This window comes from Bradyrhizobium sp. AC87j1 (genome assembly GCF_002936975.1).
GTDB lineage: Bacteria > Pseudomonadota > Alphaproteobacteria > Rhizobiales > Xanthobacteraceae > Bradyrhizobium > Bradyrhizobium shewense.
The window spans coordinates 31,248-58,031 of sequence record NZ_PTFE01000051.1; the positions used below are offsets into that span (position 1 = coordinate 31,248).

Annotated in this window: 26 protein-coding genes and 1 pseudogene; 14 read left to right on the forward strand and 13 right to left on the reverse strand. The window is 57.1% G+C overall.

Features of this window, described 5'->3' with window-relative positions:
* Positions 1-194 precede the first annotated feature (194 nt).
* The 7 genes from CV770_RS44255 to CV770_RS24195 all read left to right on the forward strand — a co-directional run bounded on the left by CV770_RS44255 (position 195) and on the right by CV770_RS24195 (position 6,495).
* Entirely contained in the window at positions 195-506 is a 312-nt protein-coding gene (locus tag CV770_RS44255) for an LbetaH domain-containing protein (RefSeq protein WP_502693611.1), read from the forward strand.
* A 28-nt stretch (positions 507-534) separates the two neighbouring features.
* The gene (locus tag CV770_RS24175; protein WP_104464129.1) at positions 535-1,656 is read left to right on the forward strand and encodes a glycosyltransferase family 4 protein; all 1,122 of its coding nucleotides are present in this window, start codon (positions 535-537) and stop codon (positions 1,654-1,656) included.
* Entirely contained in the window at positions 1,653-2,606 is a 954-nt protein-coding gene (locus CV770_RS24180; protein ID WP_104464130.1) for a glycosyltransferase family 2 protein, read from the forward strand. Before CV770_RS24175 ends, CV770_RS24180 begins: the two co-directional genes overlap by 4 nt.
* A 152-nt stretch (positions 2,607-2,758) precedes the next feature.
* Positions 2,759-3,964: an O-antigen ligase family protein gene (locus tag CV770_RS24185; RefSeq protein ID WP_161500022.1), complete on the forward strand. Its 1,206-nt coding sequence runs from the start codon at positions 2,759-2,761 to the stop codon at positions 3,962-3,964.
* A 196-nt stretch (positions 3,965-4,160) separates the two neighbouring features.
* Positions 4,161-4,829: a LamG domain-containing protein gene (locus tag CV770_RS41730; protein ID WP_146101339.1), complete on the forward strand. Its 669-nt coding sequence runs from the start codon at positions 4,161-4,163 to the stop codon at positions 4,827-4,829.
* A 64-nt stretch (positions 4,830-4,893) separates the two neighbouring features.
* Positions 4,894-5,967 carry an acyltransferase family protein gene (locus tag CV770_RS24190; RefSeq protein ID WP_104464132.1) on the forward strand — a complete coding sequence of 358 codons (1,074 nt, stop codon included), beginning with the start codon at positions 4,894-4,896 and terminating at the stop codon, positions 5,965-5,967.
* Positions 5,968-6,126: 159 nt separating this feature from the next.
* Positions 6,127-6,495: a VanZ family protein gene (locus CV770_RS24195; RefSeq protein ID WP_104464133.1), complete on the forward strand. Its 369-nt coding sequence runs from the start codon at positions 6,127-6,129 to the stop codon at positions 6,493-6,495.
* Positions 6,496-6,900: 405 nt separating this feature from the next.
* Here the strand turns inward: CV770_RS24195 and CV770_RS24200 are convergent, their stop codons facing one another.
* The 10 genes from CV770_RS24200 to CV770_RS24245 all read right to left on the reverse strand — a co-directional run bounded on the left by CV770_RS24200 (position 6,901) and on the right by CV770_RS24245 (position 19,627).
* Entirely contained in the window at positions 6,901-7,836 is a 936-nt protein-coding gene (locus CV770_RS24200) for an aldo/keto reductase (protein ID WP_104464134.1), read from the reverse strand.
* Complete coding sequence (locus tag CV770_RS24205; RefSeq protein WP_104464135.1) at positions 7,833-9,413, reverse strand: FAD-dependent oxidoreductase; 1,581 nt, start codon at positions 9,411-9,413, stop codon at positions 7,833-7,835. Before CV770_RS24205 ends, CV770_RS24200 begins: the two co-directional genes overlap by 4 nt.
* A complete protein-coding gene (locus tag CV770_RS24210; protein WP_104464136.1) occupies positions 9,410-10,687 on the reverse strand; it encodes a lipopolysaccharide biosynthesis protein in 1,278 nt (425 codons plus the stop codon). The genes CV770_RS24205 and CV770_RS24210 overlap by 4 nt, the downstream gene beginning before the upstream one ends.
* Before the next feature lie 28 nt (positions 10,688-10,715).
* Positions 10,716-11,663: a nitroreductase family protein gene (locus CV770_RS24215; RefSeq protein WP_104464137.1), complete on the reverse strand. Its 948-nt coding sequence runs from the start codon at positions 11,661-11,663 to the stop codon at positions 10,716-10,718.
* A 467-nt stretch (positions 11,664-12,130) separates the two neighbouring features.
* Entirely contained in the window at positions 12,131-12,940 is an 810-nt protein-coding gene (locus CV770_RS24220) for a hypothetical protein (protein WP_146101340.1), read from the reverse strand.
* Positions 12,888-15,143 (reverse strand): polysaccharide biosynthesis tyrosine autokinase, encoded by a 2,256-nt coding sequence (locus CV770_RS24225; RefSeq protein ID WP_104464139.1) that lies wholly within the window; start codon positions 15,141-15,143, stop codon positions 12,888-12,890. The genes CV770_RS24220 and CV770_RS24225 overlap by 53 nt, the downstream gene beginning before the upstream one ends.
* Positions 15,144-15,395: 252 nt before the next feature.
* Positions 15,396-16,004: a hypothetical protein gene (locus tag CV770_RS24230; RefSeq protein ID WP_104464140.1), complete on the reverse strand. Its 609-nt coding sequence runs from the start codon at positions 16,002-16,004 to the stop codon at positions 15,396-15,398.
* A gap of 150 nt (positions 16,005-16,154) precedes the next feature.
* Positions 16,155-17,483 carry an O-antigen ligase family protein gene (locus tag CV770_RS24235; protein WP_245453849.1) on the reverse strand — a complete coding sequence of 443 codons (1,329 nt, stop codon included), beginning with the start codon at positions 17,481-17,483 and terminating at the stop codon, positions 16,155-16,157.
* A gap of 194 nt (positions 17,484-17,677) precedes the next feature.
* Entirely contained in the window at positions 17,678-18,415 is a 738-nt protein-coding gene (locus CV770_RS24240; protein WP_245453850.1) for a hypothetical protein, read from the reverse strand.
* Between the two features lie 9 nt (positions 18,416-18,424).
* A complete protein-coding gene (locus CV770_RS24245; protein WP_104464143.1) occupies positions 18,425-19,627 on the reverse strand; it encodes a polysaccharide biosynthesis/export family protein in 1,203 nt (400 codons plus the stop codon).
* Positions 19,628-19,851: 224 nt separating this feature from the next.
* On the opposite strand from CV770_RS24245, the gene CV770_RS24250 reads away from it, so the two are divergent.
* The 3 genes from CV770_RS24250 (at position 19,852) to CV770_RS24260 (ending at position 22,244) form a co-directional block, all read left to right on the forward strand.
* Positions 19,852-20,475 (forward strand): hypothetical protein, encoded by a 624-nt coding sequence (locus CV770_RS24250; RefSeq protein ID WP_245453851.1) that lies wholly within the window; start codon positions 19,852-19,854, stop codon positions 20,473-20,475.
* 76 nt (positions 20,476-20,551) lie between these two features.
* Positions 20,552-20,827: a hypothetical protein gene (locus tag CV770_RS24255; RefSeq protein ID WP_091956213.1), complete on the forward strand. Its 276-nt coding sequence runs from the start codon at positions 20,552-20,554 to the stop codon at positions 20,825-20,827.
* A gap of 145 nt (positions 20,828-20,972) precedes the next feature.
* A complete protein-coding gene (locus CV770_RS24260) occupies positions 20,973-22,244 on the forward strand; it encodes a hypothetical protein (protein WP_104464145.1) in 1,272 nt (423 codons plus the stop codon).
* Between the two features lie 11 nt (positions 22,245-22,255).
* Here the strand turns inward: CV770_RS24260 and CV770_RS24265 are convergent, their stop codons facing one another.
* On the reverse strand, positions 22,256-22,882 hold the full coding sequence (locus tag CV770_RS24265; RefSeq protein ID WP_038949591.1) for a transglutaminase-like cysteine peptidase: 627 nt from the start codon (positions 22,880-22,882) through the stop codon (positions 22,256-22,258).
* Positions 22,883-23,075: 193 nt separating this feature from the next.
* Here CV770_RS24265 and CV770_RS24270 point away from each other — a divergent pair, with 193 nt between their 5' ends.
* Both CV770_RS24270 and CV770_RS24275 read left to right on the forward strand, forming a co-directional pair.
* Positions 23,076-23,813, forward strand: coding sequence for a metallophosphoesterase family protein (locus CV770_RS24270; protein WP_104464146.1), 738 nt, complete (start codon positions 23,076-23,078; stop codon positions 23,811-23,813).
* A 62-nt stretch (positions 23,814-23,875) separates the two neighbouring features.
* Positions 23,876-24,538 (forward strand): hypothetical protein, encoded by a 663-nt coding sequence (locus tag CV770_RS24275; RefSeq protein ID WP_104464147.1) that lies wholly within the window; start codon positions 23,876-23,878, stop codon positions 24,536-24,538.
* Positions 24,539-24,541: 3 nt separating this feature from the next.
* On the opposite strand, the gene CV770_RS24280 is transcribed toward CV770_RS24275, so the two are convergent.
* On the reverse strand, positions 24,542-24,940 hold the full coding sequence (locus tag CV770_RS24280; protein ID WP_104464148.1) for a hypothetical protein: 399 nt from the start codon (positions 24,938-24,940) through the stop codon (positions 24,542-24,544).
* Between the two features lie 282 nt (positions 24,941-25,222).
* On the opposite strand from CV770_RS24280, the gene CV770_RS24285 reads away from it, so the two are divergent.
* Positions 25,223-25,600 (forward strand): Ig-like domain-containing protein, encoded by a 378-nt coding sequence (locus CV770_RS24285; RefSeq protein ID WP_091956218.1) that lies wholly within the window; start codon positions 25,223-25,225, stop codon positions 25,598-25,600.
* A 427-nt stretch (positions 25,601-26,027) separates the two neighbouring features.
* Here the strand turns inward: CV770_RS24285 and CV770_RS24290 are convergent, their stop codons facing one another.
* The gene (locus CV770_RS24290) at positions 26,028-26,273 is read right to left on the reverse strand and encodes a hypothetical protein (protein WP_104464149.1); all 246 of its coding nucleotides are present in this window, start codon (positions 26,271-26,273) and stop codon (positions 26,028-26,030) included.
* Positions 26,274-26,459: 186 nt separating this feature from the next.
* On the opposite strand from CV770_RS24290, the pseudogene CV770_RS24295 reads away from it, so the two are divergent.
* Positions 26,460-26,784 (forward strand): annotated as a pseudogene (locus CV770_RS24295) (hypothetical protein); the annotation flags it as partial.

Genomic DNA, 26,784 nt, shown 5'->3' on the forward strand with positions numbered 1-26,784 from the left:
ACATCGTTTGGACGGTCGTGTTCCGGCCAACTCCTCGGGGCATTCTGAACGGATGGAGAAGAACACTCCTCCGGATGTTCGGAGCCAAGATAGGTGAGGGATCGTTGATAGCCCCCTCCTGCTTTGTTTGGGCTCCATGGAATCTCGAGATGGGGCAATATTCCGTTTTAGGTGACGATGTCGATTGCTACACAATGGCAAAGATATCGATCGGTTCGAAGGTGGCCGTAAGCCAGCGCAGCTTCTTGTGCGCCGGCTCGCACGACGTGACGAGCCTATTAAGACCACTAGTGACAGCCCCGATCTCGATCGGAGATCACTGTTGGGTTTCTGCAGAGTGCATGGTCCTCCCCGGCGTCAATATAGCCGACGGTGTTGTGGTCGGCGCTCGCTCCCTCGTCACGAAAGACTTGCCCGCGTGGCACATTTGCGCTGGCAATCCGTGCCGTCCGTTGAAGATTCGCAACATTGTTCAAGACGTGGAAGCTGCAGCTCCCTCCACCTAACGACAACTTACTGCTTAGAAAATTGATCATGTCCAAGCGCTACACAATCTACCTGTGGGAGCCGGAAACGTCCCCACACAAGCTGCCTCTGTTCTACGAACTCCTGCGTCACGAGCGGGTTTCCAAAGTAACGTTCATCGCTCAGAAGGAATTGGGCAAAAAGCGACAAGCCCAAGGTTGGCAGACCGAGCTCCGCGAAGATGCACCGATCATAGTGGGGCCCACACCCGAAGAGATACGGGCTCTCGTGGTGAGTTCCCCGACAGACTCCATTCATATATTTTCCGGGCTGCGCCGAATCCCGTGCATTGTTGAAGGACTGCGAGCAGTTATTGCGCATAAGCGGAGATTTGGAATCTTGCACGAGCCGCGCGTTTTTGAGGGATTGGGAGGCATTGCTCGCCTGGCCCAATCCTGGGCCACCGAGAGCAGCCTTCGGAGAAATGCAGCATTCGTACTTGCAATAGGAGCGCATGGCCCAGACTGGTTTCAAATGTCTGGCTATCCATCCAAGCGCATTTTCCCTTTTGCCTACTTCCTGCCGCCACCGATCGCTGCGGGGAGCAGCTTTGAAGTCAGCAGATCCGCCGGCCCCGTAATTTCCTTCCTCGGCCGTCTCGAGAAACTCAAGGGAATACACCTATTCGTTGAAGCAATGAATGAGCTCACCCACGGCGCCAGTGTCTATGTTGCTGGTCACGGAAGCTGCTCCGAGCTGGTCCTCAAAGCTGAGAAGTCCCTCAGCAATCTTCGGTATCTCGGCCCAATCAAAATGAACGAAGTGCCCTACTTTCTATCGATGACGGACATACTCGTTTTGCCTTCCATCACAATGGATGATGGCTGGGGAGCGGTCGTCAGCGAGGCACTTATGGCGGGAGCGGCGGTGGTCACCTCATCAAAGGTGGGGGCCTCGATGTGCCTGGCCGAGGAGACGAGAGGAGCAGTGGTAAACGAACTCGATAGCAAGCAATTCGCTCGAACCATAGACGGCATGATAAATAAGGAGCTTTACAGGCCAGAATTCAGAAAGGCACGCAGCGAATGGGCAATGGGTCACCTAACTCAGAAGAGTGGCGCCAGCTACCTTCTCCAGATCTTTGATCATCTCTTCGAGGGCACGCCCCGACCCGCGTCGTTTGTGCAATGAACCAAGCCCCTGTGACAGCCCTCGGCTCGATCGACGTCGTGATCCTCACGTACAATGAGGAGGTTCATATTGCGCGAGCCATCCAGACCGTTTCAAAGTTAACGCGCAACATATTCGTCATTGACAGCTATTCTTCAGATCAGACGGTCGAGATCGCGCGCTCGCTCGGAGCCACTGTCCTGCAAAACAAGTTTGTCAACCAAGCCAAACAGTTCAACTGGGCCCTAGACAATGCCGCACTGTCCTCCAACTGGATCATGCGGCTAGATGCAGATGAAGTTCTGGAACCAGAGTTGATCCAGGAAATACAGTCCAAGCTTCCCCAGCTTGGTCCCGAGGTCACGGGTATCAATCTGAAGCGCAAGCATATCTTTATGGGGCGCTGGATCAAACACGGCGATCGTTATCCGCTCGTAATGCTGAGAATCTGGCGGCGCGGGTGTGCGCGAGTCGAAGATCGATGGATGGACGAGCATGTCGCAGTGCTGCACGGCAAAACGGTGACCTTAGCTGGAAATTTCGCTGATTGGAATTTACGCAGCTTGAGTCATTTCATTGACAAGCACAACGGGTACGCGACCCGAGAAGCAGTCGAACTTCTCAATGCCAAGCTTAAATTTCTTGACACACGCTCATCACTCACCTCTGGAAATAGCTCCGGTCAAGCAGCATTGAAACGTCTCATCAAAGATGAAATCTATAATCGAATTCCATTTCCACTAAGTTCCTTGGGCTATTTTCTATATAGATATATTTTAAGGCTCGGCTTCTTAGACGGCAGAGAAGGGCTAATCTATCATTTTCTCCAAGGGTACTGGTATCGATTTCTCGTCGGAGCGAGGGCATTCGAGCTAAATAGCAAAATTGCCGGGCTGTCGGACGCTCAAGAAGCAAGGCGTGTCCTCACCAAACTCACCGGCCTCCGCATAGAATCTGATCCTCAAGGATAACGAAGGTCTGCATGCCTGAGCTTCACCAAGGTGGTCTCGCGCCCTTACGCCCAACTCGGCGCTTAGTAGCATTCAGAAACTCCTCACGGAGACAAAGCAAGTGGCGGTTCGGATTTCGCCATATGTTGCTTTGTGGCTCAGTAGTCGCATTGATGTTCTCAAACGACGAGCAGAACGCGGTCATCTTCCAATTGGCCGGCGTCGGTCTTGTCACAATGGCCGCGATCTTCTTTCTTGCCGCCGATCCCTTCAGAGCAATAGTCATCGGCCAATTCGATGCGGTGATGCTCTTTTCTATTTTCCTATCATATTTTGTTGCCGTTCTTTCACAAGAGACTTACGTCTTTCTGCACACGAGCGTCTTCTTAGTTACATACGTATCAATAATGATCATTGCTCAACACACCAACGATGACGAACTGATCGCCTGCATACAACTGTCAATCGTTGCTGTCTTGGCCATCGTTTTGGTTGTCTTCGGCGGCACTTTGTTTTCAGCGCTGATGCCGGGCGCGCTAAAACGTTGGGAGTTGCGGCAGGCTCCTTTTGACATGCACCCCAATTTGGCCGGGTTCGTCTATGGCGGCTTCATCGTGATGATCGCCAATTCTCGTTTCAGCCTGTGGGGGCAAGACAAACTCTTCCGGATATCTGTTGTCGTGCTCTGCTTAGCAATTATGATCGTTGCCTCTGCACGAGGGGGCATTCTTGCGGTAGCCCTAACCCTCCTCGTCTATGGAGCAGTTCGAGTTATCACTCAAAGCGCATCATTGATCCGGCTTCTCTTCGCCGGCTTTGCGGCGCTAATTATCGTCGTCGTTTTCTCCGACCGCATACTTCCGTACGCAACTGAAATGCTTGATCTCGATTCGAAGAGACGCGGCTTGGAATCCGGAGGAACAGGCCGCTTTGAGCTATGGCAGCAGGGTATCGATTATATTGCTGGCCGAACTTGGCAGATCTTTATTGGTAGTGGTCTGCGCTCCGCAACCATTAGTAATATGGGCTTCCCGACGGAGAATTCTTATATTAATTTGACAGTCGAGTCTGGAATCTTCCTGACGGCAGTAATTCTTTTCAGTTTTGTCTCGCTTATTGCGCGCTCCTATCGACGTCAACTCGCGGGGGATCATCTGTATCAGTTAGTCTTTTACAGTCTGATCTTTGCGATGTTCCAATCAGTTTTTAATAGATACTTGATTGCCATCGGAAATCCATTCTCTATCTGCGTGCTCCTAATTGCATCCAAAGCTTCTGCGGGCCTAAAGATAGACCAGTTGAGATTCTGCCGGGTCCGCCAATTCACTCTCTCCCGAACCTACTCTCGGCGAAACCTTAGATCGTCAAGCGGTGCTTAGGCATCGGCGTTTTCCTTTGGTGCCCATTGGGGGATTGATGAAAATTGCGAGACACTTGCTTGTCGTTACTTTGATCGCGTCCGCCGCATCAGCACCGTCGATGGCTTGCGAGGAAAGGCCGGTCCCGCGGGGTGCGCAAGTACTAAATTACAGAACGGTCGCCTTCGATCTCTGTCCAAGCCGTTCGGATATCGCGATGAACGGACGAGACCTTTCGAAGCCCCTCTTCAATGGCGTGTGGTGGCAAACGTCTTTGCCAGATGCATCAGTTTACGTTGATAACTCCGACGGCTCGTTGTCGCTTAAGCTAGGGGGGGTGCTAGCGACAGTACCCACAGATATGAGAGAGGGAAAAGTACCCCTACTCATCGGAAAGCGTGGGTTCTACGTCGAATTTGAGACAAGCCTTTCCGACAACGATCCGGATCATTTTCCCGCGGTTTGGCTAATGCCAATCGAGCATAACTCCCGCCGAGAAGATAGCTATCCGCCCGATGAACCAGGCTTTGAACGATGGCTCGAAATCGACATCGATGAGGGGGGGTTTGCCCCTGGACCGATGGCAACGGCAATCCATTGGCATGGCAAATGGCCAAATTACAACAAGATCCGCAGCTCCCCAAATCTATCTAACTCCAAAATTGATCGCACCCAAAAGCATCGCTTCGGCGCAAGTTTCGATCCAAACGTTATGAAGCTCACGTTCTGGCACAATGATCAAGTCCAGTACGTTGCGTCAAAAGAGAGCGTGCCCGAAGTTGCCCTCAAGCAGCACTTCTACGTCATCATGAATGCCGCAAGTCGAAAGGCCCGCACGCCATATACTATGAATATTTATAGAGTTCGGGCATTTGTTCCCGAATGAGCTAACTTCAAGTATTGTGAAGTCGGTGGAGCATCTACCGCCGTTGTCAAGGGATCATTAACTTATGGCCGCGCGATCAGAAACAGCCGGGTACTTAGATCTTCTTCGGGCTGTAGCAATCGTCTTAGTGACCAACTCCCACCTAGATACGCTCTATCCCATTCCGCAACTTGGGACGGGAGGCATGTTTGGCAATGAGCTTTTCTTTTTTGTATCCGGATTCGGGTTGTTCTTGGGATTTGAAAAATCGAACGAAAAACTGGGATCATGGATCCGGCGTCGGATGCGCCGCATCTATGAGCCACTCTTCATAATCGCTACTTTTTTTGTGCTTGTAGGTTACATTCAGATTACGAGCATTTCAGATTTCTTCTGGCTTTATATCGTGTCGATGTGGTTCTGGTTTCTGCCAGCGATTGCTGCTTGCTACCTTCCAATTTTTTATTCGATGAAGTCGATATCCACGAAAAGTGGCTATAGGGCTCTCTTCGCTAGCTTGGGTCTTGCGTATCTCTTAATCTTCGTACTGTTTGCGAAGAAAACCGAATGGATCACAGAGAACTGGCACGTACAAACCGCGGTAACATTCCCCCTGAGAATGATTTACTACTTTGCAGCAATGGCCGCTGGCGTTTACGCTGCGCGATATCATCGCAAGATCTCTGGCCGTTGGTCTGACCTCGCTTGGCTCGTGTTATCAGCCGCTACGTATTACGCATTTGTAGCTGCGCTTGGCCGGATCATCCCGTTTGAACTTCAAATCATTGATCGCATTCCTGCCATCGCTTTCCTGGTGTTTGCGTATCGCAGCTCTCGTCATCCTGCCGTGGAAAGATTGATGACCACTCCACTCAAAGCAGTCGTGACGCTCATCGCTGGGCTCTCACTGCAGATCTACATGGTCCATGGATTCATTCTTCATCTTGAACCACTTCAAAGGATTGCCTTTCCGGGCAACTTAATTGTCTTCGTGATCGGAACCCTTGCACTGGCAATCGCCTTCGAAAAGATTGCATTCAGTGCTCAAGGCGCTAGCACTAATCCCAGCCGATCAAACAGCGATCACAAAGAGTCTCGATCGCCTGCCTCGACGTCGGTTCGAGATAAGGCCACGCTAAGGTTGCACTCTGCAGAGTGATGATCCAGGTTCTTAAGTGAAGTGTCGACTATGCTCGCATGTTGGATGCGAAAGTGTTCGGCACGCCGCTAGGGCTCTCAGCCCTGTGGGTTCGTTTAGGTCTTAATAGACGTTCAGCTCACTAAGGCATATTAGAAACCGATTTCGTACGGTGGCCTAATGATACGTGTACTCACCGCCACCGCGGCTGCCATTTGCGCCGCATTTATTGCTTACGTGACCTTAGCACACAGCAGCGAGCGACCATTCTTCGTTGGCCCTGGTGAGCCTTATTTCGTGGCCGTCGTTGAGCGCTTTTGCGCGTATGGCTTGCTTGGCCTGCTCATTGCTTGGGCGATGCCCCAATGGCTGCTCGTCTCTTTCGCTATCGTCTTAGCTATGGCGCTCGGGCTCGAGATCTTCCAGTACCTTCAGCCAGGACGAGATCCGGCAGTTTTTGACGCCTTGCAGAAGGCTCTCGGAGGATTAATGGGCTTTGCGGCGGGACGAGCAAGCATCCGGTACAGCACCCGCTTTCGAAAAACATAGCCTTTGGCGGATGTTGTATCACTCGCTTCCTCGCGCGCTTTGGGGTGGATTCAGCGGGACGATATAGCCTTAACTCGACAACTCTCTCTTGAACTTCACTAAAGTTCTCTGCAATCATTGCATGCATAGGACGGCACGAGTACATTTTCTTACTAATACCATTGTCGATTGTCGCACCGTCAAGATTGGCAGGCTTGCTCGACTTTCCTCTCTATGAACGGAGCGAGGTACTCGGCTAAGTGCCAGTCCGGTAGAGAACGGGGGAGGTTGATGGATCGCCCCCATAAACGTATTACTACCCACGAACGACCTGCCGACCCACATGCACTCGATGGATGGGATATTGCTCAGCGCGGTCTCGCCAGAGATTTTCAGTTCGTTGTTTGGATCTTCTTTGCTTCAAGCTCATGCTCTCAAGAGTCGGATGAGTTCTCTACCAACTTGAATGGAATCCCTCCCTTGTATGAATCGGATGCAGCTTTCGACGCGGGCTGAACGTCGAGAGCTAAATAGCGTAATGCCGCCTGCATTCGCGGCAAGCGACGTCGAAACTAAAATCTTCGCGACGTCTTCCGCCGAATGACAGCTCATCCCACTCACCTCCTGCACCGACATGCAGAGCGCTGGGTCCCCGCGAAGCTTTGTCGCTACGGCATCGATAGAACGGCCGATCGCCCCATGGAAGATCTGATACTTGTGAGTGAACGCGTCCTCATCTGGCACAAATATCGACCACGGACGCTGATACACTTCAAACTGATGACCGCTTTCCTGAATTTCCCCGATCTCGGGGACGCCCGTCCCTAGCCCCAACCTGCGCACCTTGCCCTGAGCAACAATGTCATTGAGGCCTTTTTTCAATTCGTCCGACAGATCAGAAGCTCGAACCTCGTGAAGAAGTAGGAGATCAATGTAGTCCGTTCGCAGGCTTCTCAGTGACTTTTCAATCGATCCTTGCATTGAGGGCCATGAGAAGTCTGTCGCGGGCCCTGAACTATAGATTTGGCTCACCGCCTTCTTGGAAACCGCGGGAAACCATCGACGCAGCGGACGTGCAAGGTATCTGACGATCTGCTTCCTACGCGTAAGCGTTGGATGGGGGATACCAACTTTCGTGGCAATTACGATACGGTGCCTGTCATGCCGGAAAGCCTGGCCAACGACCTCTTCTGACGTACCGTGACCATACAGAGGCGCGGTATCAAAATAGCGGAGCCCAAGATCATAAGCTGAACGAAGAAGTCTAACATTTGAACGAGTCTCGAATCCACCTGTGATGTGAGAGCATCCGAACCCAAGCCCGTGACCGAAGAGGCTCTTTGCATTCCCAGAGGGATTCATTGCGACCCCACCTTCTCTCTGATGAACTCCGCAGTCCGCAAAGCAATGGCCATCGCAGTAAAGGTGGGATTTGCAAAGCCCGAAACGGGAAAGGTTGCAGCTCCCATCACGTAGAGATTTTGACTTCCGAAAACGCGGGCTGTCGGATCGACGACACCATCCTTCTCCGAAGAGGCCATGCGGACGCCGCCCATGTGATGATAAGTGTCAACGAACGAGTCGAGCAGTTCCGGGCTCCCTTTTAAGATCTCCTTCGAGGGATCGACCTTTGCAATTCCTCGCGACTCAAAATAATCCTTCACGATCCCGACCGCTTTCTGGATCGTTCTCATTTCTGTCTCGGATGAGACCCTCCAGCATAGTTCCGGAAGGTACATTCCGTGCTGGTCTCTCTCTCGCGTCAGGTTTAGCGCGCTCGAGAACACGGGTGTCTGCTCCAGCATAATGCGCAACTGAATGTCCCCGCCTGCGGGGGACAGTATTCTTTGATGCTTGATGTAATGCCAGCTCATCGGAACGCCTACGCGAGCTGCTGACCAAAGCTCTGGAATAATCCGCTTGGGATTAGAGAACCTGCCCTTCAGCAACCCAGACACGAAGATCTTGGCATTCTGAACGTGCTCCTCCATCTGCGAGTCAAACTTGACGTGGAACGCCGCCCCAAGCAGCCGTTCCTTCCGCTGCAGCTCCTCTGCCAGTTTGAGACGGGGCTGCAATTTCATGCCCTTCAAAAAGACATTGTCGAAAAGCTGGTGAAACAGCTTTCTGTCGACCGGTGTGACCTTAGCCACCGTACCTTCGAGATGATCCATGAATCCTCGGCCCAGCCAGGGATTCTGAGACCATGGCGCTTCTTCCTCGCCAACAGTGGGATGTTGAAGAAGTCGTACCATCTCGATGGTTCCGTTTGCGAGAACCACAAATCTTGACGACACTTGGGTCGGCCCGCGTGGACCGGAAACAATCACCGAAGCAACGTTCCGCCGGCTACCGTCAAGCTTCAACATCGTCACCGGGGCCTCCGTTACCACAGTGACGTTCTGATTTGACTTCAGCAAATGCGAGAAGCGAAACCTGAAATTCTTCTCCGTCAGCCACCGGCTGAAGAAATAGGTGAGGTTGGTATCTAAGTGTACGTCTGGAGTTTTGGACAGCTGAAGCAGCTTCTGATCGTCGGCCAAGTCAGATGGCACATCCAGTAGGTTCTCGCAGATCCCATAGAACTGCTCAATTTCGTCGTAGCCTATAGGCCAAGCATCGCCTGAGACCCAATCTCGACGAGAAAAAACGAGGCGATCGAAACGAACGAGCTGACCGCCCCAGAAATTGGTGGTACCGCCGAGCGCCCTGAAGCGACCCTGGTATATGCCCAGATGTTTTCGACCGGTGGAGCGAGCGGCCTCAAAGACGTGCTGGGAGTTCGGGTCTACCTGGAGAGGTCCGGCTTCGAGTACGAGAACTTTGACATTTCGGCTCGCAAGATACACTGCCGCAATCAGACCAACTGCTCCTCCTCCCACGATCGTTACATCGGGCGTCAACGAGGAAATATCGATATCTTCTGAGGAAATGATCACGGACGTGCAATCTTGAAATGATCGTTCAAAAGCCAGAACGCAATGAACGTGGCGAATTCTAGCGCGAGGAGATTACTAGCTAGCCCTGTCATTCCAAAGAGCTTGACCGAAGGAATTCCAAGAGACGTGAAGACAAGCGTCAAACCGACCAGGGCCCAACCGAATCTGACATGCTTGTTGATCGAGACAAGCAGATTGGTTCTGAAGAACCAAAGCCCGTGAAAGAGTGCACCAGCCGCGATAATCCAAACGAAGCTTCCGTCAGGAACGATATGCCCATGGGTCCATAGGCTTATCAATTGGACACCAAACAACCCAAAAGCCGCGCATCCCGGAAGGAGCAGAATGAGCATTAGCAACCGATCAATCCGCTGGATAATATCGCGCGATCTAACGTTATTCGTAGCAACGCTTGCCGAGTAGATAGGCATCGCAGCGCGACTAAATATGCCGACGAGCTGAATTATCACGCGGCTTGCGGTGCGAACCGTGGACAGGACCGCCGCGGCTGTCGGCCCGAGCGAGCTGCCGACAATCCAGATCATGCCCTGGAAGTTCAATGCGAGCGCGACGGGCATCGCCATGGCTGCAAGCGCGGGAGACAGCAACTCCCTTACGGTTTTCCAATTGCAGAATTCGAGCCCCCAAGACAACCAATTCATCCATTTCCGTATCATTCCGACAAGCGCGGCTATGTTGATCAATCTCATCAATACATAAACGAAACTGCAGAAAACAAAGGACTTTCCGCTGTACGCGCATATGAGAAGACCAATACCTTCGAGCGCTTGAAGAGCGTCATACACGAGGGTTGATTCGGCATACCGACGACCAGCTCGGAGACAGGCGAGGAAGAGCTTCGACATAATTAACAAAGCCGAATAGCACACGAACAGAAACGCGGCTCTCAGCGATTCTTCGCCAAAACTTGCCTTCCCGATGGTCAGATGATCTGCGACCAACAATAAAGCGCCACTCGCAGCCAGCGCCAAACAGACCGCTCCGGTCAATGCAAATATCGATTGAAAGATTCGGGTAGCCTCGTCCCGGTTTCCTTTTGCCACTTCCATTGTCATCCGCGACGCCGCTGCATCGGCGAATCCGAGATCGGCAACCGAAAGGAGAAGCGGCAAAGAGGTTATAAAAAGCCATTCGCCATACCGGTCAGCTCCCCACCAGGCAATTAGAGTGGGGGGAATAACCAGCTGGACAAGAATCCTCCAGAAAATGCTTCCAGCGCTAGCAACGTTGTTTGCTAGCATTTCTCGCTTCATAATCCCCTGCTCGCGGTTAAGTTGTCACCTACTCGACGACTAACACCTCTGAAAGGGGGCGCCTGGGCGAGGCCGCCGCCCGAATAGACTCGTCGCTGACTGGCTTCCCGAAGGCAATCATCATTATCAGACGTTCTCCCGCGGGTATTCCACCGACAGATCGAATTTCGTGTTCAACACGATGTCTCACGGCCAGATTGAGCGGGCATGCGACATATCCTCGTTCTTGGCACGCCAACAGAAACGCCAACGAAAAAAGGCCGCCGTCGACGTAGGGCTGATTCCTTTGCTGCGCTCCACCCCAAGCCGAAAGTTCGGATGACACAATTGCGAGATTGTTCACCAAATGGCCGAATCCGGCGGCACCTCCCTGCAATTCGAGCAGCCGTTCAATCTTAGACCGGCTTTGGAAGACGTAGACCTTGGTCGCCTGCCGATTACACTGTGAGGGAGCTCGCTGGGCGGCCGAAACGATTTTTTCAATATCAGCTCGGGGCACCCGATACTGATCAAACATGCGGCAGCTGAACCTCGCTTCCAGCACCGATTCCCCGCCCGGGTGTTCCGGAGTTATGATTCGAGTGCCGGGATTAGAGATCAGCTCTTTCTGGTGCGTGGCGTCTCGGAGGGCAGCTTCTATGTCGACAAGGATTGGATCGGAAACTGCTTGTTCGACATGAAGTTGCTTATAGCCCAACAGAGCCCCTGCGGCCATTTGAACAGAGAAATTCGAGTTGCCGCGGGTGGTGCGCCTGAGCTCACCGACGATGTAAGATATTTTGGCCCGACCGAATAGCTTCCTTGGCCTTGGCAAGGAAAGCCCCTTTTCAATTGCGTGACTTTCTATGACGAGCTTGTACGAACCACTCGAGCCAACGTCACGGAAGGGTGACACGCCACAGTACCGCGCATAAAGAAGCGCATCCTTCATAAACTCACTGAGAAACAGCGAGATTTTACTCAGCGAACTCTGCATCAAAACGGCCTTACTAGAACAAAAAGCAAATGTATATGGTCGGGAAGTAGGTACTTACTTTCTCGGCGTTACCGTGTATCTGAAGTACTGCACGCTCACCATAGTCCCCAGAATGGTATCGACGCGCTTGTAACTGCCGATGTCGACGTCGTTGCACTGTTCAGATCGAAAGTAGCAGATTCGGGCCTTAATCGTTTTGGGGCAACTGTTCCGAACACTAACAACGTGATCGAGCACAGCTCGGTTTGTGACGTGGGAACGAGCGATCGCTTCGGTAGTCAAGCAGGGCTTTCCAAATGCATCACGTGGCACCGCTGAATCGCTTGCTTCTGCGGGGCCCTGAACGGTAAACGCTCGCGTCGATTGCGCTAGCGCAGCCCCGCCCCCCCAATCGAAGCCGGCTGCTGCAAAGGCGAAGCACAAGCCTGATACCAAACGCATGCCATTCTTAAAAAAACAACGATTCATCATCGTCCGAACCGCTCTTCGAGAACAATCCCGGGTACGTCCACTTTCACCCCCTCGCGGGCCAGCCACTTGGCAAACTGCTCACGCGAAATGACATCCGCCCGATCGAGGCTCGCGAGCAAACGATCTCTCTGGAGCCAACCGACGTTAGTCAAGCTGATTGCAGCCGCCTCGACGAAACCCGAGTCGACGATCGCAGCAAACTCGATCTCCGCCTTCTGCCGCGTCACTTCACTTAGCATTGAAAATGCAGCGAGCGCCAAGCGATTGCGCTGAAGCGCGATCCAACCTTCGAAGGGACCAGTCGCGTAGGATTGGTCGAGATACGCGATGTTTCGAACATCAAAGCCGTGTAGGGCACTGGAGAGGGAATAGAGCTTGAGCCAGAGGAAGCTATCCACCGGACTTATAGTTAACGAATGTCGCACCTTCTGTTCAGAGATGGCCGCTCGTAGGTCCCCCTCGTCCGTCCCCCTGCGCATCATCGCTTCCTCAGCCCAGCGAACGCGCAAGATTGCCTCAGTCCTTGTGACAGCGTGAGACATGAGAGGCAGCTCAGGCGACCGATCGATGCTTGCAAGTACGCCATCGATCACTCCTGGCTTGAAGCGATCATCTGCCAAAATACGAGAAGCTATCTCGCGTACTGGAGTCGACATGCGGAATACTGGGAACACGGTAGAAGCCCAGACCACGGCGGCAATACCGGCCAACCCGAATGTGAGCCTCACCATCGCTAAGCTCATCCCAAAGCCGCTACTCCACATAGCCATAACGGGCATAATATTTCTGGTAGTAATAACGACCATGATAGGATTCGTAACGGGCGAGAAGCCTCGTGTCCGCCTTGTTCAGCACCACTCCAAGCAACTTTTCCTGGATTTCCGGGGCAGAGCGAAGATTGTGCCGGACAACGTCGATGCTCGTCTTTCCCCACTCGACCACAAATACATAGGAGTCGACGTAAGACGAGGTTACGCGAACGTCGACCACCGGAGCCATCGGCGGCATGTCAATCACGACGTAATCGTACTTAGCGCGAAGCAGGTCGACGACTGCTTGCATAGCCTTGGATGCCAGAATTTCATTCGTGTGCAGCAGCTTATTTGTGCTGCCAGCCGAAAGAATGGCAAGCCCAGTAACCTGATCAACGACGAGCACGTCCTCCAGCGACGCCTTTTGCGCAATGACCTCTATCAAGCCGACGGCTGCGTCTGGCACGAGAGCGCGCGACAGCGAGGGGTTGCGCAAGTCCGCGTCAACGAGGACTACGCGGGCTCCGCCGTGGGCCATCAGCTGCGCAAGGTTCGTAGAAAGTGTACTCTTGCCCTCATTGGGCAGTGCAGAAGTAATTGCCAGAACACGATTTTCTCGAACTGTGGAATTGAGATCCACTGCGACCTTCAAAGATCGAACAGCTTCCGAGAAGCGTGACAGAGGGTTCTCGACCACGTACCGAAGTAAGTCTGGCGATCTCTCGTCTTTCCTCTTGCCCAACTTACCGCGGAGCGGAGCCGTCGGAGTCGCAGCGCCTAGGGCAGGCAGAATCGCAATACAGTTCGCGCCTAGAGAATCCTCCACCTGCCCCGTCGTGCGGAATACGCGATCCGTCAATTCACGCGCCATTGCCGCACCAAAGCTAAGCATTAGTCCGCCGAGCAGTCCTGCGGCCAAGATGATGAGCGTCTTCGGATAAGTTTTAACCAGAGGCTTCGAGGCCGCACTGATCACCCGCGCCTCGGTGATTGGAAAGGATTGCTGCTGCACCGACTCCATGTAACGCTGAAGGAAATTGTCGTACATAGCTTGGTAGGATTGTGCGCTACTTTCCAGTTCGCGGAGTTGCACCTGGGCATTGCTCGTAAGCTGGGATTCAGAAACGGCGTTGTTCAAGCTCGTCTTGATGCTGTCCTCGCGCGTCACGGCAATATCGTAGTCACTCTTGTAAGACTCTTGAATGCGCTTTAGCTCGTCGACGATATTCCTCTTAATCTCAGCCATTTGCTTGCGCAGGTTTACCGCAGCAAGATGATCAGAGCCGTACTTCGCCGACCAGATGGCTTCCTTTGAGGCCATGTCGACATACTGCCCGCGCAGCTTCACGATAGTTTCGTTCTTCAGTGCGTCGGCGACATTGGCATCAGGTATCTCCTGCTTGAGAATGTCATTTATGCGATCAAGCCGCGCTTTAGCCTCCGCGGTAGATGCATGCGCCAGGATAAGCTGACTGTTCACCTCGGCAAGCTGTTGCTCGTTCATCAACCGGCCACCGGTATCGATGATGTTATTCTGCGTTTTGAAATCCACCACAGCCTTTTGCGCGGCGGACGCCTGCGTGCGCAATTCCTTAATACGATCCTGAAGCCATACGCTCGCTCGACGTGTTGCCTGATACTTCGCCTCTAGCTGATCGACAATGTAAGCATCAGCGATTGCGTTTGCGACTCCGGCTGCCCTCCCTGGATCCTTAGAGGTGAAACCGATCTCCATGACGTAAGTCTGACCGAGACGTTTTACCGTGCGGTTTTTCTCGAAGCGCTCTAACGCCTTCCGCGTCAGCTCATACTCAGAGAGCGAGCGGCCGTTGGAAAACACACCGATGACAGCGCCCGCGATTGCGCCAAGAATGCCGCCGCCGGAGCCGGTGAACTCAGGATCTTCAATCAAATGCAGGTCGCGGATGACAGCGAGGCTGATATTCTCTGACTTCAGAATCTCAACCTGCGTCTCGACGGTGGCTGAATCGACTGCGATGTCCCCCAGCCCAGATTGCTGCTGGAAAAGCTGCAACTTGCGGGTGTCAATCACCATGGAGGCAGTCGACGTGAACTCCGGTGCTGCCGTGAAGAGATAAAGCAACGCAAGGATCATGCAGCTCGACAGAACGGCGAGCATCATCGGAAACTGACGACGGATGATCTCAAGGTACGAGGCGAGCGGCTGCGAGGAACTGCTTTCGAAATCGACATTTTCCCGATTGATCTCAGAGGCCGTCTTGTTTACTCGCAACATCTATCGGTTCCTAAAATGGATCAGTTGTCTCTGGGACTGAATGCGCCCATTCCGGCCTTCAAAGTGAAGCTAAGCAACAAAGTTCACATCGCGGCAACTTAACACAAGCCTAGTTGCAATTGAACGTTGTTGATGCAGTGCATCGAGCCGACGGCTAGAGAGTTGCTGTGAAGCTTAACGGCACAAAAGCAATGCGGCGCCCACGGGCGCCGCACTCGTGAGGCCTCATGGGCCGACCCAGAGTCAGCCCGATCAGCGAGGGCTGACGCTGTTCGTGCTGCCCCCTACGCCACCGCTTCCGGTATTGGGCGCGTTGTTGGTCCTCGTGTTATTGCCGAACACAACGACACCGCCGCCTCCGCCGCCGGTTGGGAAGCCGTTGCCAGTCGGGCCGCCTGCGCCGGTGCCGCCACCGCCTGCGCCGGCCGCAGCGATCGCTACATCGCCGGTTGCCGCCTGGTACGCGGCAATCACGTCAGCATCGCCGATGCCGGCGATCGCGGTCTGGATCTCATTGGCAAAAGCCTGGTCGGTCTGCGCGGCCATGCGGGCGACCTGGGCGAGACCGGCGACGATCGCGCGCATCTGGTCCTTGGTGGTCGCGGGATCCTTCAAAAGCGCGATCAGGCCCGGCAGCGTGGTCGGATCGGAGGCGCCAAGATCGCGCACGCGCGAGATCAGCTGCGGGCCGCCGGTCGGATATTGCTGCAACAGGCTGTTGGGAGTGGCCTTGAACTCGGAAATGACGGTGGCCGGCAGCTGGCGCTGCGGCGGGTAAATGGCGGCGCTCGCGACTGATGTGATCGTCGCGACGAGGGCCGCGGTCGCAGCCATGCGAAGCGCGATTCTGATAACGCTCATCAATAAACCTCCAAAAAATCAGCTGCCCCGATGTGCTTCCTCGGCCCGGGCAAATGGCTGTGCAGTGCAGGAACCTATCCGAAGAGAAAAGGGCTGTCCATTTATTCTAAAGACTTCGTAAACGGTGCAACTGCTTCAAATCTAGACACTTTAATGAACCTCGGCATCGAGCGAGGCTGCGTCAGCAGTTATCGGACGGCCCTCGCTTCGCCGGCTAATGAAGTTGGCTTCCGCTGCCAGCCGGCCCTCCTTGCTGCGGAAGGATTGCGAAAGGCCCGCGCCAAAAAGCGCAAAGAATGGAATGCTGTAACCCGGCACCTGGAGTGTGAAGTCCAGACATGAGTGCAGCAGCGAGAGCGTAGCGGTCGCAGCCGCCGCCAGCGGGATGATGGCATCGCGACGGCGCCTGAACACGCCCTTCGCCAGCACGAGCAGCATGATGGCCCAGGCGAGCGCCACCAGCAGAGCCATGGGAATGCCTACCTCGGAGACAAGCTCCAGCGGCGTCGAATGCGCGGCATCCCAGACCCCGCGAATCGAGATGTTGGGGCTGCGGTATGGCGGGAAAGCCCATTGGAAGGTGCCCATGCCGGTGCCGAACCAGGGATTTTCGCCGATGATCCGCAGGGTGGACGTCCAAGCCTCTAGCCGGCCCTCATCGACCAAGCCTTGGCTATCGAAGCGGCTGGAGATGCGCCCGCCTAACAGCTGAAGCAATCCCAGCGCGATCGCGAATCCCGCTCCCAACGAAATCCAGATACCGGCGCGTCGCGGCAAGTCTTTCCTCAGGAAGGTCGTGAACGAGACGATCATCGCGAGCAGCGACAGGCCGACGCCAGCCCGCGAAGTCGTCATGAACATAGCCATAAGGCAGATCAGCAGACCTGTAAGTTGCGGAAGCAACTTACGGAGTGGGATCTCGGCAAGGTCTCGCGAAAGTCGTCGCCAGACAAGATGCCGCTCGGGGATTCGGAAACGGACTTTGCTTAGGATGATGAGCATCCAAACGACCGCGCAAGAGCCAAAATAAGCCGCGGCAGTGTTGCGGTTGATGAACGTGCCCGTAACGTTCCCGAGGTAATATTGCTTGTCCCGCCACAGGATCATGGTGGGCTCGATCAGGAACGAGAGCACGCCATAGAGCGCGTAGGCCGCGCCCGAGATCGCGATCACCCACAACAGGCGGCGGGCGCGGTCGCGGTTCGCCCCGACGGTGATGCCAAGAATGATGGCAAGGATGTTGGCGAGCGGCGCGCCGAGCGCGAAGAACGCTTCGTTCTTGACGATGGAAGCAGACGGAGCGATCGGCACGCCCAGCAGCTCCGAGGCCTGCTTCCAGATCGGCTGGAACGGTGCGACCCAGGGATGGTCGGAGAGCTGCTCATGCAGCACGAAGGCATAAGCCACAACGATCACGCCGATCCCCGCGAGCAGCCACAGATGCGGCCGACGCAGATCGCGCGTCGGCGCGAAGATCACCGCTACCCCGAGACACAGGCACCAGAACGCGATCGACAGATCATTGGTCGAGCCGAACGGGAACGGCGCACCGGCCACCACAAAGAACAGGATGAAGGTCGCGGGCAAGCTCCATGACCAACGAATCCTGAACCAGATCATATTGGGAGGCCAAAGGCGCATCGTGCTTTCTTAAGGCAGGCTTTGCTTTAGGCTTAGAGGAAGCAATCGATCGGATAGATCTTCAGATCCACGTTGAGGCGGCTGTTCCGGGTTTGCGCCCGGAATGCCAAGAATACTCCAAAGCTATCACTGCCCGGATCGAGTTTTATTCCAGGGGTTAATTCATCGGGCGGGACCAGAACGCCGATGTGCCGGTTGATGGCCGAAACCTCGATCCGCCCCTCCCCCTCGCCGAAATGCCCGCCGAGCTGCGTCACCGTGACTTTGGGCAGGCCGCGGCGCTGATGGCAGACCTCCTCCTCCCATAGCTTGGTCTGCTGGACCAGCGGTTTGCCCGCGCTATCGGGGACGAGGATATCCGGGAAGGACGGACGCAGCATTCCGAAGAACTTGCTCTCCTTGGAGTTCGCCGACAGCCGCACCGTGAACGACAGCTCGCCCTTGGCGCCCTTGAGGCGCGACAGGACCGGAGCATCAGGCTCCGCGGAGACCATCACGTCGATGCGGTGGCGGACGCCTAGCTCTGCAGCAGCGCCGAGAGCCTGCCCGAGCGGTGCAAGCCCGAAGCCGACGGGGACGAGAGCCAAAAGACGGCAAAGTGTCCGAAAGCGCATGAAGCCCCTTGCAAAAGTGCGGGGTGCCCGATGACCGGCGCCCTGCCCAGTGGCGCCTTGATCTTTCCCGAACTCGTAGCCGCAGCAGAACCGCTTCGATCTAAACGAAAATGGCACCGGGACAAAGCCCCGGTGCCATCGGTTTCGCTGGATCAAGTCGGCGTCTTACGGCGCCAGCTTGACGTTGTTGCGGAAGATCAGGGCGTCGTTGGAGAGATTCACCGCATCCGAGCCGGTGGCCATGATCACGCGCAGGAACTGCAGGAATTTCGTAACTTCGACGTTGCGGGAGTTTGAGACGTAGATCACGTCGCCGTTCTTCATCATGACCTTGGTGGTAAGGAAGAAGCCGCCGGGATCGCGGAGGTTCACGTTGAAGATGACCGGAACGGTCTCGGACGTGTACTTGCTCACGTCGATACCGAGCTGGGCCGCAACCTCGCGCGGCTCGCGGCGATACATGTACACGGCGGCCGGATCGGCTTGGCCATCGAGAAGACCGCCGGCCTTGCCCATGGCTTCGCCGAGGTTGATGCGCCAGGCATCGAAGTTGAACTCGCCACTCTGGCCGCTGGCGCCGAACGCCAGGAACTTCTGCTGCTCGCGATAGACGTAGATGCTGTCATCGGGGCGAACATAAACGTTGTTCTCGGGCGCCATCACGAGATTTTCGAACGGCACGGTGGCCCGCCGTCCGCCACGCTCCAGCATGACCCAGGTCTCGAAGCCCTGGCCCTTGATGCCGCCGGCGCGGGTGATCGCATCGAGCACCTTGTCCTTGGCACCCGCCGCGCTCGCGGGATAACGCGCCGGCGAATTGACTTCGCCGAGCACGCTGATGAGCTGGGTGCGCTGCGAGGACATCGCGACGACCGCCTGCGGCTCGATGGCGCGGTTGCCGATCTTGTCGATGATCGCGCGCTGGATTTGCACCGCCGTAAGCCCCGCGGCCTTGATCTGGCCGGCATAGGGCACCGTGATGAAGCCGTCATTGTCGACCGACTGATCCGGGATCGTCACATAGTTGCCCGGGCGGACGCCGGCTTCCGCCGGGATGAACAGACCGCCTGCCGCGGCTTCGAAGATGGTGACGCTGACGACGTCGCCGATGCCGAATACGATGCTGGCCGGCGGCCGCTTGTCCGTGAACGCTCCCGCGAGCCCCTTGGGCTCATGGGTGTGCAGGATCTTCACCGTCGCCGGATTGAGCGGCACCAGCTCGTAGGCCGGAGCGTTTTCAGTCTGGATCTTGTTGTTGACGTCGTCCGTCAGCGGACCCGAGCCGGGATTGGTCGAGCACGCTCCGAGCGCCAAAGCAGCCACCAGCAACGCAGGCTTCAACATATAGGTCTTGGCAATAGATGACATGAATCGCGCCCGAAGCTCCCCAAGTGACGTAAATTGGTACGGCCTAGGGGGTGGTGCGACAAGTGTTCCCGGTGGTTAACGGTGCGATCGGTCGGCTACTGTGGCGCCCGGGCCACTCTTTGGGGCTTGGTTTAACCCTTTGTGACTATTTGTTGTATTTCGTGTGCTCCGTTGGCGCGCAAACCGCCCAAGCCGAGGACTCAGTGTGTCGAGCGTGAGGCTTCTTGACCTCGCTGCCCTCTGCTAAGGCTGGAACCATTAAGATAGGATTCCCCGTGTCTGGCCTCCTTTTGATCACGCTGCTGGCAGGTTCGCTCCTTGGCGGCGTGGATCTCCCCTCGCAATGGATGAGCCCCTGCCCGGACAACACAACATCATCGTGTCGCGGGACGGCTATCGTTGAAGCCGCCAACCCCGCCCCCTCCTCCGTCTGGAAGTTCAGCCGCACGCAAGGGGCTAAGGACGGCGAAAGCTTCGCCGCCATCACGAAGACCGCGGATACCACCCAATCCGACCCGGACTTTGCCGGCCTCATCGTGCGCTGTGCGCCAAAGGGCAAGATCGACGTGCTGGTGGCTCTGATCCGGCCCTTTCCGCCGCGGAGCCACCCCAAGGTCACCATCGCCGCGAGCGGCGGCGGTACCCTGACCTTTGACGCCAGCATGGCGGCCGCAGGCGCCGCGGTGCTGCTGCCCGACGAGGTCGCGGCCTTTGCCGCCGGCAAGTGGCAGTCAACGGCCTCGCTGTCGGTGGTGGTCAGGGAAAGCGACAGCGAGATCAAGGGCGTGGTGGCCCTGAACGGCTTGCGTGAGGCCTATCATTCGCTGCTGGCAAATTGCAGCCAATAGGCCAAATTTAGCCATACAGCTTAAGGGTCTTTTTAGGGTGGGGAACCTAGGGTCCGAAGCACGGAGAGTGTTTCGGATGACCGCGCTTTTGATTTTCAGCTTTTTGGTGGGTGCCGTGCTGGGCCAGCGCTTTCGCGTCCTGGTGCTGCTGCCGTTGACCTTCGTCATGGTGCTCGCCGCCATCCCGGTCGGCTTGATGCTCGACCTCACCTTGCTCGAGAGCCTGAAAGGCGTGGCACTCGCGGCCATCGCCCTCCAGGGCGGCTATCTCTTCGGCTCGGCCGCGCGCTTTGGCCTTGCCGCTACACGTGCCGCCCGCGTCTTCGGCCGTCCGATCAAGGCCACCCGTTGATCGGCCGATCAACGCTGCCACCGACGAGCCCGCGCGCAAACGGCCCAAGGTTTAAGCGTTGGACCGAGGCAGGCCTCTGTTTGAAAACCGCCCGCCCGCTTGTATGGTGACCTGACCGTTTCAGGATTCCCTTCGAGCGCGCCGTTTGTCCCTCGCTTATTTTGCCCTCATCGTTTCCATCGTCTCCGCTTCCACTCTCGAAATCGCCGGCGCCAAATTCGGTGCGCAGCTCGGGACGATGGCCGCCGCGCTAAGCCTGATCGCGGCCACCGCGAGCGCGCGAAAAGCCGATTACGATCACTATGTCCGCGCGACCTCCTGGGGCCGCTGGATCCCGATCGCCATTCCGCTGTGTATCGCGGCCCAGCTCGTCCCGCTTCCGCTGAGCTTTGCCCATCCGATCTGGGCCAGCACCCGCGATGCCATAGGTGGCCTGCCGTTCGGACCGATCACGGCCGATGTCGGCCTGACCGTCAGCGCGCTGCTGCTGGCGCTTGCGGCGATCTCGTTGCTCGGCGTCACCATCCTGGTGGTCCGTAACCGCAGCCGTGCGGAGCTGGTTCTCTTTGTGCTGAGCGGCGTAACTGCGGTCTCCGCCTTGATGTTGGACCTGCATCGGCTGTCGCCGGCGCTTGCGGGGGCCGCTCCCTCGGATTTCACGACGACTTTGGCCGGCCTCGGCCTCATGCTCAATCTGGCGGTGATGCAGCTCGCTGCCGAACGGGCCGAGACGCATCACTCGGTCCTTCGCTCGGTGGCGATCGGCCTTTGCGGGCTTATGGGCGCGCTGGCAAGCGCGCTTGCGGTGTTCGGCCTGTCGGGCACGAACAGCGCGATCGCCGCGGCCTTCGGCATTGTGCTGATCCTGCTGATCCTCGTCATTCGCAGGCTCGATCTATCGCCATTGGCCGCGGGCGCCTTGTCGGCCGCCGCCTTGATCGGGGCGGCGATCGTCCTGTCATTCCTGTTCGAAAAGGGCTCCGGACCGGTCCAGTTGCGGCTCGTCCCGGATGTGGGGGCCGAAACGCGGGCCGCATTGGAGCGGATGTTGACCGACACGCGCTGGTTCGGCGCGGGCGCCGGGACCTTTGCTGCGGTGGGCCGGATCTATCAGAGCGATGTCGGAGCCGCTTTGACCGCGCCGTCGACAGCCACGGCGGCCTTTGCCGGCATAGGATGGATCGGCCTGGCTGCCGCGCTGACGGTGAGCTCGATCGTTCTGGTACGCCTGTTCTTCGGCGCCTTGCAGCGCGGACGCGACTCGTTCTTCCCTGCCGCCACCGCGGCCTGTGTTTTGTTTGCGCTGGTTCAGAGCTTGGCCGGTCCCGGGCTGCTGCGGCCCGCAGCAATCCTGTGCCTTGCAGTGATCGTGGGACTGGGGCTGTCGCAGAGCGTCAGCCAATCCGGATCACGATAGAGCGCGGGTGATCAGACCGCGCGATCGCCGAGTGAGGCCCAGTAGTTCGGGTTCTTGGGCGACTGAATGCGGACCCAGCGATAGGGCTTCTTCGACCACGGCAAGATGTGGCCGGAGAGATTGTCCAGCACGAGATCGCCGGCGAAGGTGCGCACTACGACCACGAGATGATGCTCGCCCCAGGTGGTCACGACCTCGCTGAGCAGCACCGAGCGCGCCGGAAAGCCCTTGGCGATCAGTTCGTGGCGTTTTGTCACAGCGTAATCGTTGCAGTCGCCGCTGGTCGGATGCAGCAGCCATTTCTCGCCGCGCAGCCCTTCCAGATTGGCCTCGGGACGGATGGCGGTATTGACCTTCTGGTTGACCTCTTGCATCTGCGCCAGCCGCTCCGCCGTAAGCTTCAGGCGCCCGCCCCTGAACACGATGTGCTGCGGCCGCGGCTTGCACTCGTCCTTGTACTTCAGGCAAAACAGCGTGAACGCCATTGGCGCCAGCGTCGGCTGGTCGAACTTGATGTACTGGATGGCCCCGCGCAGCCCCAAGGGCGCACCGACGAATGCGGCTTCAGCGCGCTGCTGCACCCCTGCAGCAACGACGATGGCGGCCACGGCCGCCAGGAACTTTACAACTTTGCGCATGTCGCGCTCCCCGTTTTTGTTGGGGAGACGCTACGCGAGACGTCTTGAAATACGGCTCAAAGGCCGCGCGATCCTTTAATCAAAATGCAGGCGCCTTGGTCGGAAACAATTAAGAATACCGATGTGTGACTTGTTCTGCTAAGAGCCATCGCGACGTTCCGCTCGTGACGCTGGAAGCGATTCGACCGACCTGATGGGCCTTTCCTCACGCTTTCGAAAGAAGACCAAGCCTCGGCTTCCCGACGGCGTTCGCGTCTATGCCATCGGCGACGTGCACGGCCGCGCCGATCTGCTTCAATCGCTGTTAACCGTCATCGACGTCGATCTGGCCCGCTCGGCCCCCGAACGGGCCATCCAGGTCTTTCTCGGCGACTACGTCGACCGCGGCCCGGACTCGCGCGCCGTTCTTGATCTGTTGATCGAACGCTCGAAGACACACGAGACGGTTTGCCTCAAGGGCAACCACGAGATCTTCCTGCTCGAGGTCCTCAAGGATCCGGCGCGACTGCAGGAGTGGCGCCACTATGGCGGCCTCCTGACGCTGGTCTCCTACGGCATCACGCCGACCATGAATCCGTCCGCGGAGCAGCAGGTCGAGCTGATCGAAGGATTGCAGCGCGCGCTGCCGCCCGAGCACTTGGCTTTCCTGCAGCAATTGCCTTCGTCCTTTACCTGCGGCGACTTCTTCTTCGTGCATGCCGGCGTCAAGCCTGGCGTCCCGCTCGAGCGCCAGAAGGATGAGGACCTGCTCTGGATCCGCGAGGAATTCCTCGCATCCGAGGAGCGCTTCGGCAAATATATCGTCCACGGTCACACCCCGGTCAGCGTGCCAGATATTCGCCCGAACCGCATCAACATCGACACCGGCGCCTATGCGACCGGAAACTTGACGCTGCTGACGATCCAAGGCGATAGTCTGCTCGCAATTTAAGAGCCCTGCTCTCGTTTCAATCCCGTGCTCACTTCGCCCTCACAGGGCTCGTCGATTTCACCATGAACCGCATGTTCCTGCTTCGCGTCATCGGCATCTGCACCGCCATCGTGCTGGCGCTTCATGCCGGCATGGAATTCTACGGCGATCTCGTCCGACCGAACTTTCGCGCGAGCGACCTGTTCTCGGGTGAGATTCCGCCCGAGAAGGCCAAGCTGGCGGCCGGCGGTGTCTTGGCATCGGTTTCGCTGGATGGCGACCTGCTCGCGAATTACGCGGCGGCAATGGCCGCTGACGTTCTTCACCGTCCGTCGACCGATGCGGCCGGACGGGCCAGCGAGAACAAGGCCGCCCAAGGCGCCGTCGTCGCTGCCTTGAAGGTGTCACCGATCAGGCCCGCGCTCTGGCTCACGCTCGGCACGCTGCAGGCCCAGGCTGGCGAAGCGGCGACGCCCGCTGTGAAGATGTCCTACTTGACCGGATCGGTGCCGATCGATGTCGCCTTCGCTCGCGTCCGGACCGTGACCTCGGGCGCGGCTGCGACGGACGAGGAGATCAAGCTGCTGGCGCAATCCGACATCCGCTCGGCGCTCGCCAACCGCTCGCGTTACGAACCGCTGCTGATCGCGGCCTATGTGCAGGCAACTCCGCAAGGCAAGGCGCTGCTGCTCGAGACCACGAAAGTGACCGATCCCAAATTCAACGAGATCTTGCGGCGGTACTGAATTTCAGCGCATCGATTTCGGGTTGACCGGCACGAAGTCCTGATCGCGACGCGGTTGGTCGGATCGCCCCTGATAGACGAACATGCCCTTCTTGGTCGTGACGATATCGCCTCGCTGCAGGCTGTCGTCGCGGAGAAGGCGTTCGGTCGCGACAAGGTCCGGATCCTCCGGAATCGGCTTGTAGAGCTCGGGATGGTCCCGCCGCTCGCGCGAAACCTCCTTGGCGCGTCGCCGTGCGTCCTCGATCCGCTGACGCCATTCGTCGCGCGTTACTTCTGGCTCGCTTGGTGGAAGATAGTCGCTGAGCGAGGGCTCCGGTTCGGCCTGAGCAAGACAGAAGCAAGGGCAGGCGAGACCAAGGCCGAGGGCAGCGGCAAGGGAAACGACAGCTTGAGACAGCATCCCAAACCGCCTTCCGTCATCTAGCGAATGGCCACATCGAGCGGTTCGCACGCTGATAACTCCAAAGACAGAGCATAAGGACGACCATTGGCCGGAAACCCCTTATGCCCGGCTCTATACCTTTGCCAATTGCAAGAAAGCGAATTCGCAGGCAAGCTTTGCGCTTTAGCTTGCAACCTCGTCTGGCACGAAGTTGACGAGCACCTGGCGAGCCCGAGGAGTCGAAGACCTCGTTAGCTCGCTGATATTCTCTTCGGGAATTGCGCGTGGAGCTGCCGTCGCATGCCTCAAAAACCCTTGTTGCTGCTAGCTGCCTGCATCGCAGCTTCCGCTGCGCTAGTCATGGCGGCTCACGCCAGTCCGCTCTGCATCAAGGAACGGACGCCGTTCGAACTATCGGGGGACACGGTGACGTGGACGCTGACCATCCAGCCTGGATCCGACTGCATCCAGGGCCTGCGTTGGTCGTACATGCAGATCTTCAAGGTATCGGTCGTGAGCGGACCATCAAGGGGACAATTGACCGTGGTCGGGTCCGGCTTCCGCTATCTGGCAGCAGCCGACAAGCAAGGCCCCGATAAATTCACCCTTCTGATCTCGGGTAAAAACCTTCACGGTGCAGGGACATCGACCCTGGAGGTCGAGGTCAATCCTCAATAGCTCGCCAAGACGCCGCTCTCTTAGGGGACAGGAGCGTTCCTGGATTTACCGAAAATCGAGCACGGCGGCCGAATGGCTGATGGTTGGCGATGTTCTCTTAGGCCAGCCGGCGGCACACCTACCGCCTACTTGAGGCACTGCCCCGGGTCCTGTTTCCGTAATAGGGTATGGCTCGCCCGCCGCGGGTCAGGGGCGCCTGGATCCGGCTCGGGTAATTCGGCGTGGCCGTGCTGCCCGACGGCTGCGACGGATTGACAATGATCACGTTGCGATTGGGCGTCGATGGGTCATTGACGCCCTGGGCCCAGGCAGCGGCGGGCACAAGCAACGCAATGGCGATCAGAACTGGTCGTTTCATACGATATCTCCCGAGCATGAACGTCAGGGAGGCGATCACCGTTCCTTCACGGTTCGTTGGGCGGCGGCCTCAGCGGGGAACGGCAACCAGCTTGCCGTCTCGCCAGACGCCCTGGGCCGACTTTCCAGCAGGCAGCCTGCCTGAAAGGTTCCGAACGGCGGTCGGCCGCGAGGCAGCCTGATTGGTCTGCGCCTTTTTCGTGGGGGTCGTGATGATGCTGGAGCTCGTGGTGTTGGCCTGATCCTTGGTCCCTTGCCCAACGGCAGGCGAAACCAGGAAGGTCAAAACCGTGAGGACTGCCAGAACGCCGCGCATGGTCGAGCACCAGAAAGAGAAGAGCTTGGCGAAATGTCACAGGTTCTCGCCCAAAAGCAAGCACCTTCGAACACCGCGCGAGGCCTTTGCGGACCCGCTAATCGAAGCCAAACCGCCTCAACTCGAGACGTTTGAAGCGGAAAGACCTAGCGAAATAGCCCTATCCGGGCTACTTGATCGGCCTTGATGACCGACTCCGGTGAAACTGCGGCCAACGCTCCCTCGGCGCAACAGATCAAAGCCGGGTTTATCCGTCTCCTGTCGAGCCGCATCCGCGCCGTATCCGACGATCCCCGGCAGATGCGGGAGATCGTCTATGAGCTGGCGCGCGTCAAGCTTCTGGAGCAATTTACGCATGCCGACGCGCGGGAATCGCGCGAGTTTCAGCAAGTCCTCGAACGTGCCATCAAGGAGGTCGAGCGTTCCTTCGAGCGTAGCGCCGCGTCCGAGCCGCAAAAAATTGTCGCGGCAACCGACGTTCCGGTCCCGCCCCCGGGCCATACCCCCGCTC

Excerpts from the sequence above, each read along its gene's own strand:
- CV770_RS24220 (WP_146101340.1), bottom strand. The coding sequence starts at position 12,940 with ATGGTCGTTATTACTACCAGAAATATTATGCCCGTTATGGCTATGTGG.
- CV770_RS24225 (WP_104464139.1), bottom strand. The coding sequence starts at position 15,143 with ATGTTGCGAGTAAACAAGACGGCCTCTGAGATCAATCGGGAAAATGTC.
- CV770_RS24285 (WP_091956218.1), top strand. The coding sequence starts at position 25,223 with ATGCCTCAAAAACCCTTGTTGCTGCTAGCTGCCTGCATCGCAGCTTCC.
- CV770_RS24175 (WP_104464129.1), top strand. The coding sequence starts at position 535 with ATGTCCAAGCGCTACACAATCTACCTGTGGGAGCCGGAAACGTCCCCA.
- CV770_RS24215 (WP_104464137.1), bottom strand. The coding sequence starts at position 11,663 with ATGCAGAGTTCGCTGAGTAAAATCTCGCTGTTTCTCAGTGAGTTTATG.
- CV770_RS44255 (WP_502693611.1), top strand. The coding sequence starts at position 195 with ATGGCAAAGATATCGATCGGTTCGAAGGTGGCCGTAAGCCAGCGCAGC.
- CV770_RS24275 (WP_104464147.1), top strand. The coding sequence starts at position 23,876 with ATGAACCGCATGTTCCTGCTTCGCGTCATCGGCATCTGCACCGCCATC.
- CV770_RS24210 (WP_104464136.1), bottom strand. The coding sequence starts at position 10,687 with ATGAAGCGAGAAATGCTAGCAAACAACGTTGCTAGCGCTGGAAGCATT.
- CV770_RS24270 (WP_104464146.1), top strand. The coding sequence starts at position 23,076 with ATGGGCCTTTCCTCACGCTTTCGAAAGAAGACCAAGCCTCGGCTTCCC.
- CV770_RS24290 (WP_104464149.1), bottom strand. The coding sequence starts at position 26,273 with ATGCGCGGCGTTCTGGCAGTCCTCACGGTTTTGACCTTCCTGGTTTCG.
- CV770_RS24185 (WP_161500022.1), top strand. The coding sequence starts at position 2,759 with ATGTTCTCAAACGACGAGCAGAACGCGGTCATCTTCCAATTGGCCGGC.
- CV770_RS24200 (WP_104464134.1), bottom strand. The coding sequence starts at position 7,836 with ATGAATCCCTCTGGGAATGCAAAGAGCCTCTTCGGTCACGGGCTTGGG.
- CV770_RS24265 (WP_038949591.1), bottom strand. The coding sequence starts at position 22,882 with ATGCGCAAAGTTGTAAAGTTCCTGGCGGCCGTGGCCGCCATCGTCGTT.
- CV770_RS24190 (WP_104464132.1), top strand. The coding sequence starts at position 4,894 with ATGGCCGCGCGATCAGAAACAGCCGGGTACTTAGATCTTCTTCGGGCT.
- CV770_RS24230 (WP_104464140.1), bottom strand. The coding sequence starts at position 16,004 with ATGAGCGTTATCAGAATCGCGCTTCGCATGGCTGCGACCGCGGCCCTC.
- CV770_RS24280 (WP_104464148.1), bottom strand. The coding sequence starts at position 24,940 with ATGCTGTCTCAAGCTGTCGTTTCCCTTGCCGCTGCCCTCGGCCTTGGT.
- CV770_RS24245 (WP_104464143.1), bottom strand. The coding sequence starts at position 19,627 with ATGTCATCTATTGCCAAGACCTATATGTTGAAGCCTGCGTTGCTGGTG.
- CV770_RS24255 (WP_091956213.1), top strand. The coding sequence starts at position 20,552 with ATGACCGCGCTTTTGATTTTCAGCTTTTTGGTGGGTGCCGTGCTGGGC.
- CV770_RS24195 (WP_104464133.1), top strand. The coding sequence starts at position 6,127 with ATGATACGTGTACTCACCGCCACCGCGGCTGCCATTTGCGCCGCATTT.
- CV770_RS41730 (WP_146101339.1), top strand. The coding sequence starts at position 4,161 with ATGAACGGACGAGACCTTTCGAAGCCCCTCTTCAATGGCGTGTGGTGG.
- CV770_RS24180 (WP_104464130.1), top strand. The coding sequence starts at position 1,653 with ATGAACCAAGCCCCTGTGACAGCCCTCGGCTCGATCGACGTCGTGATC.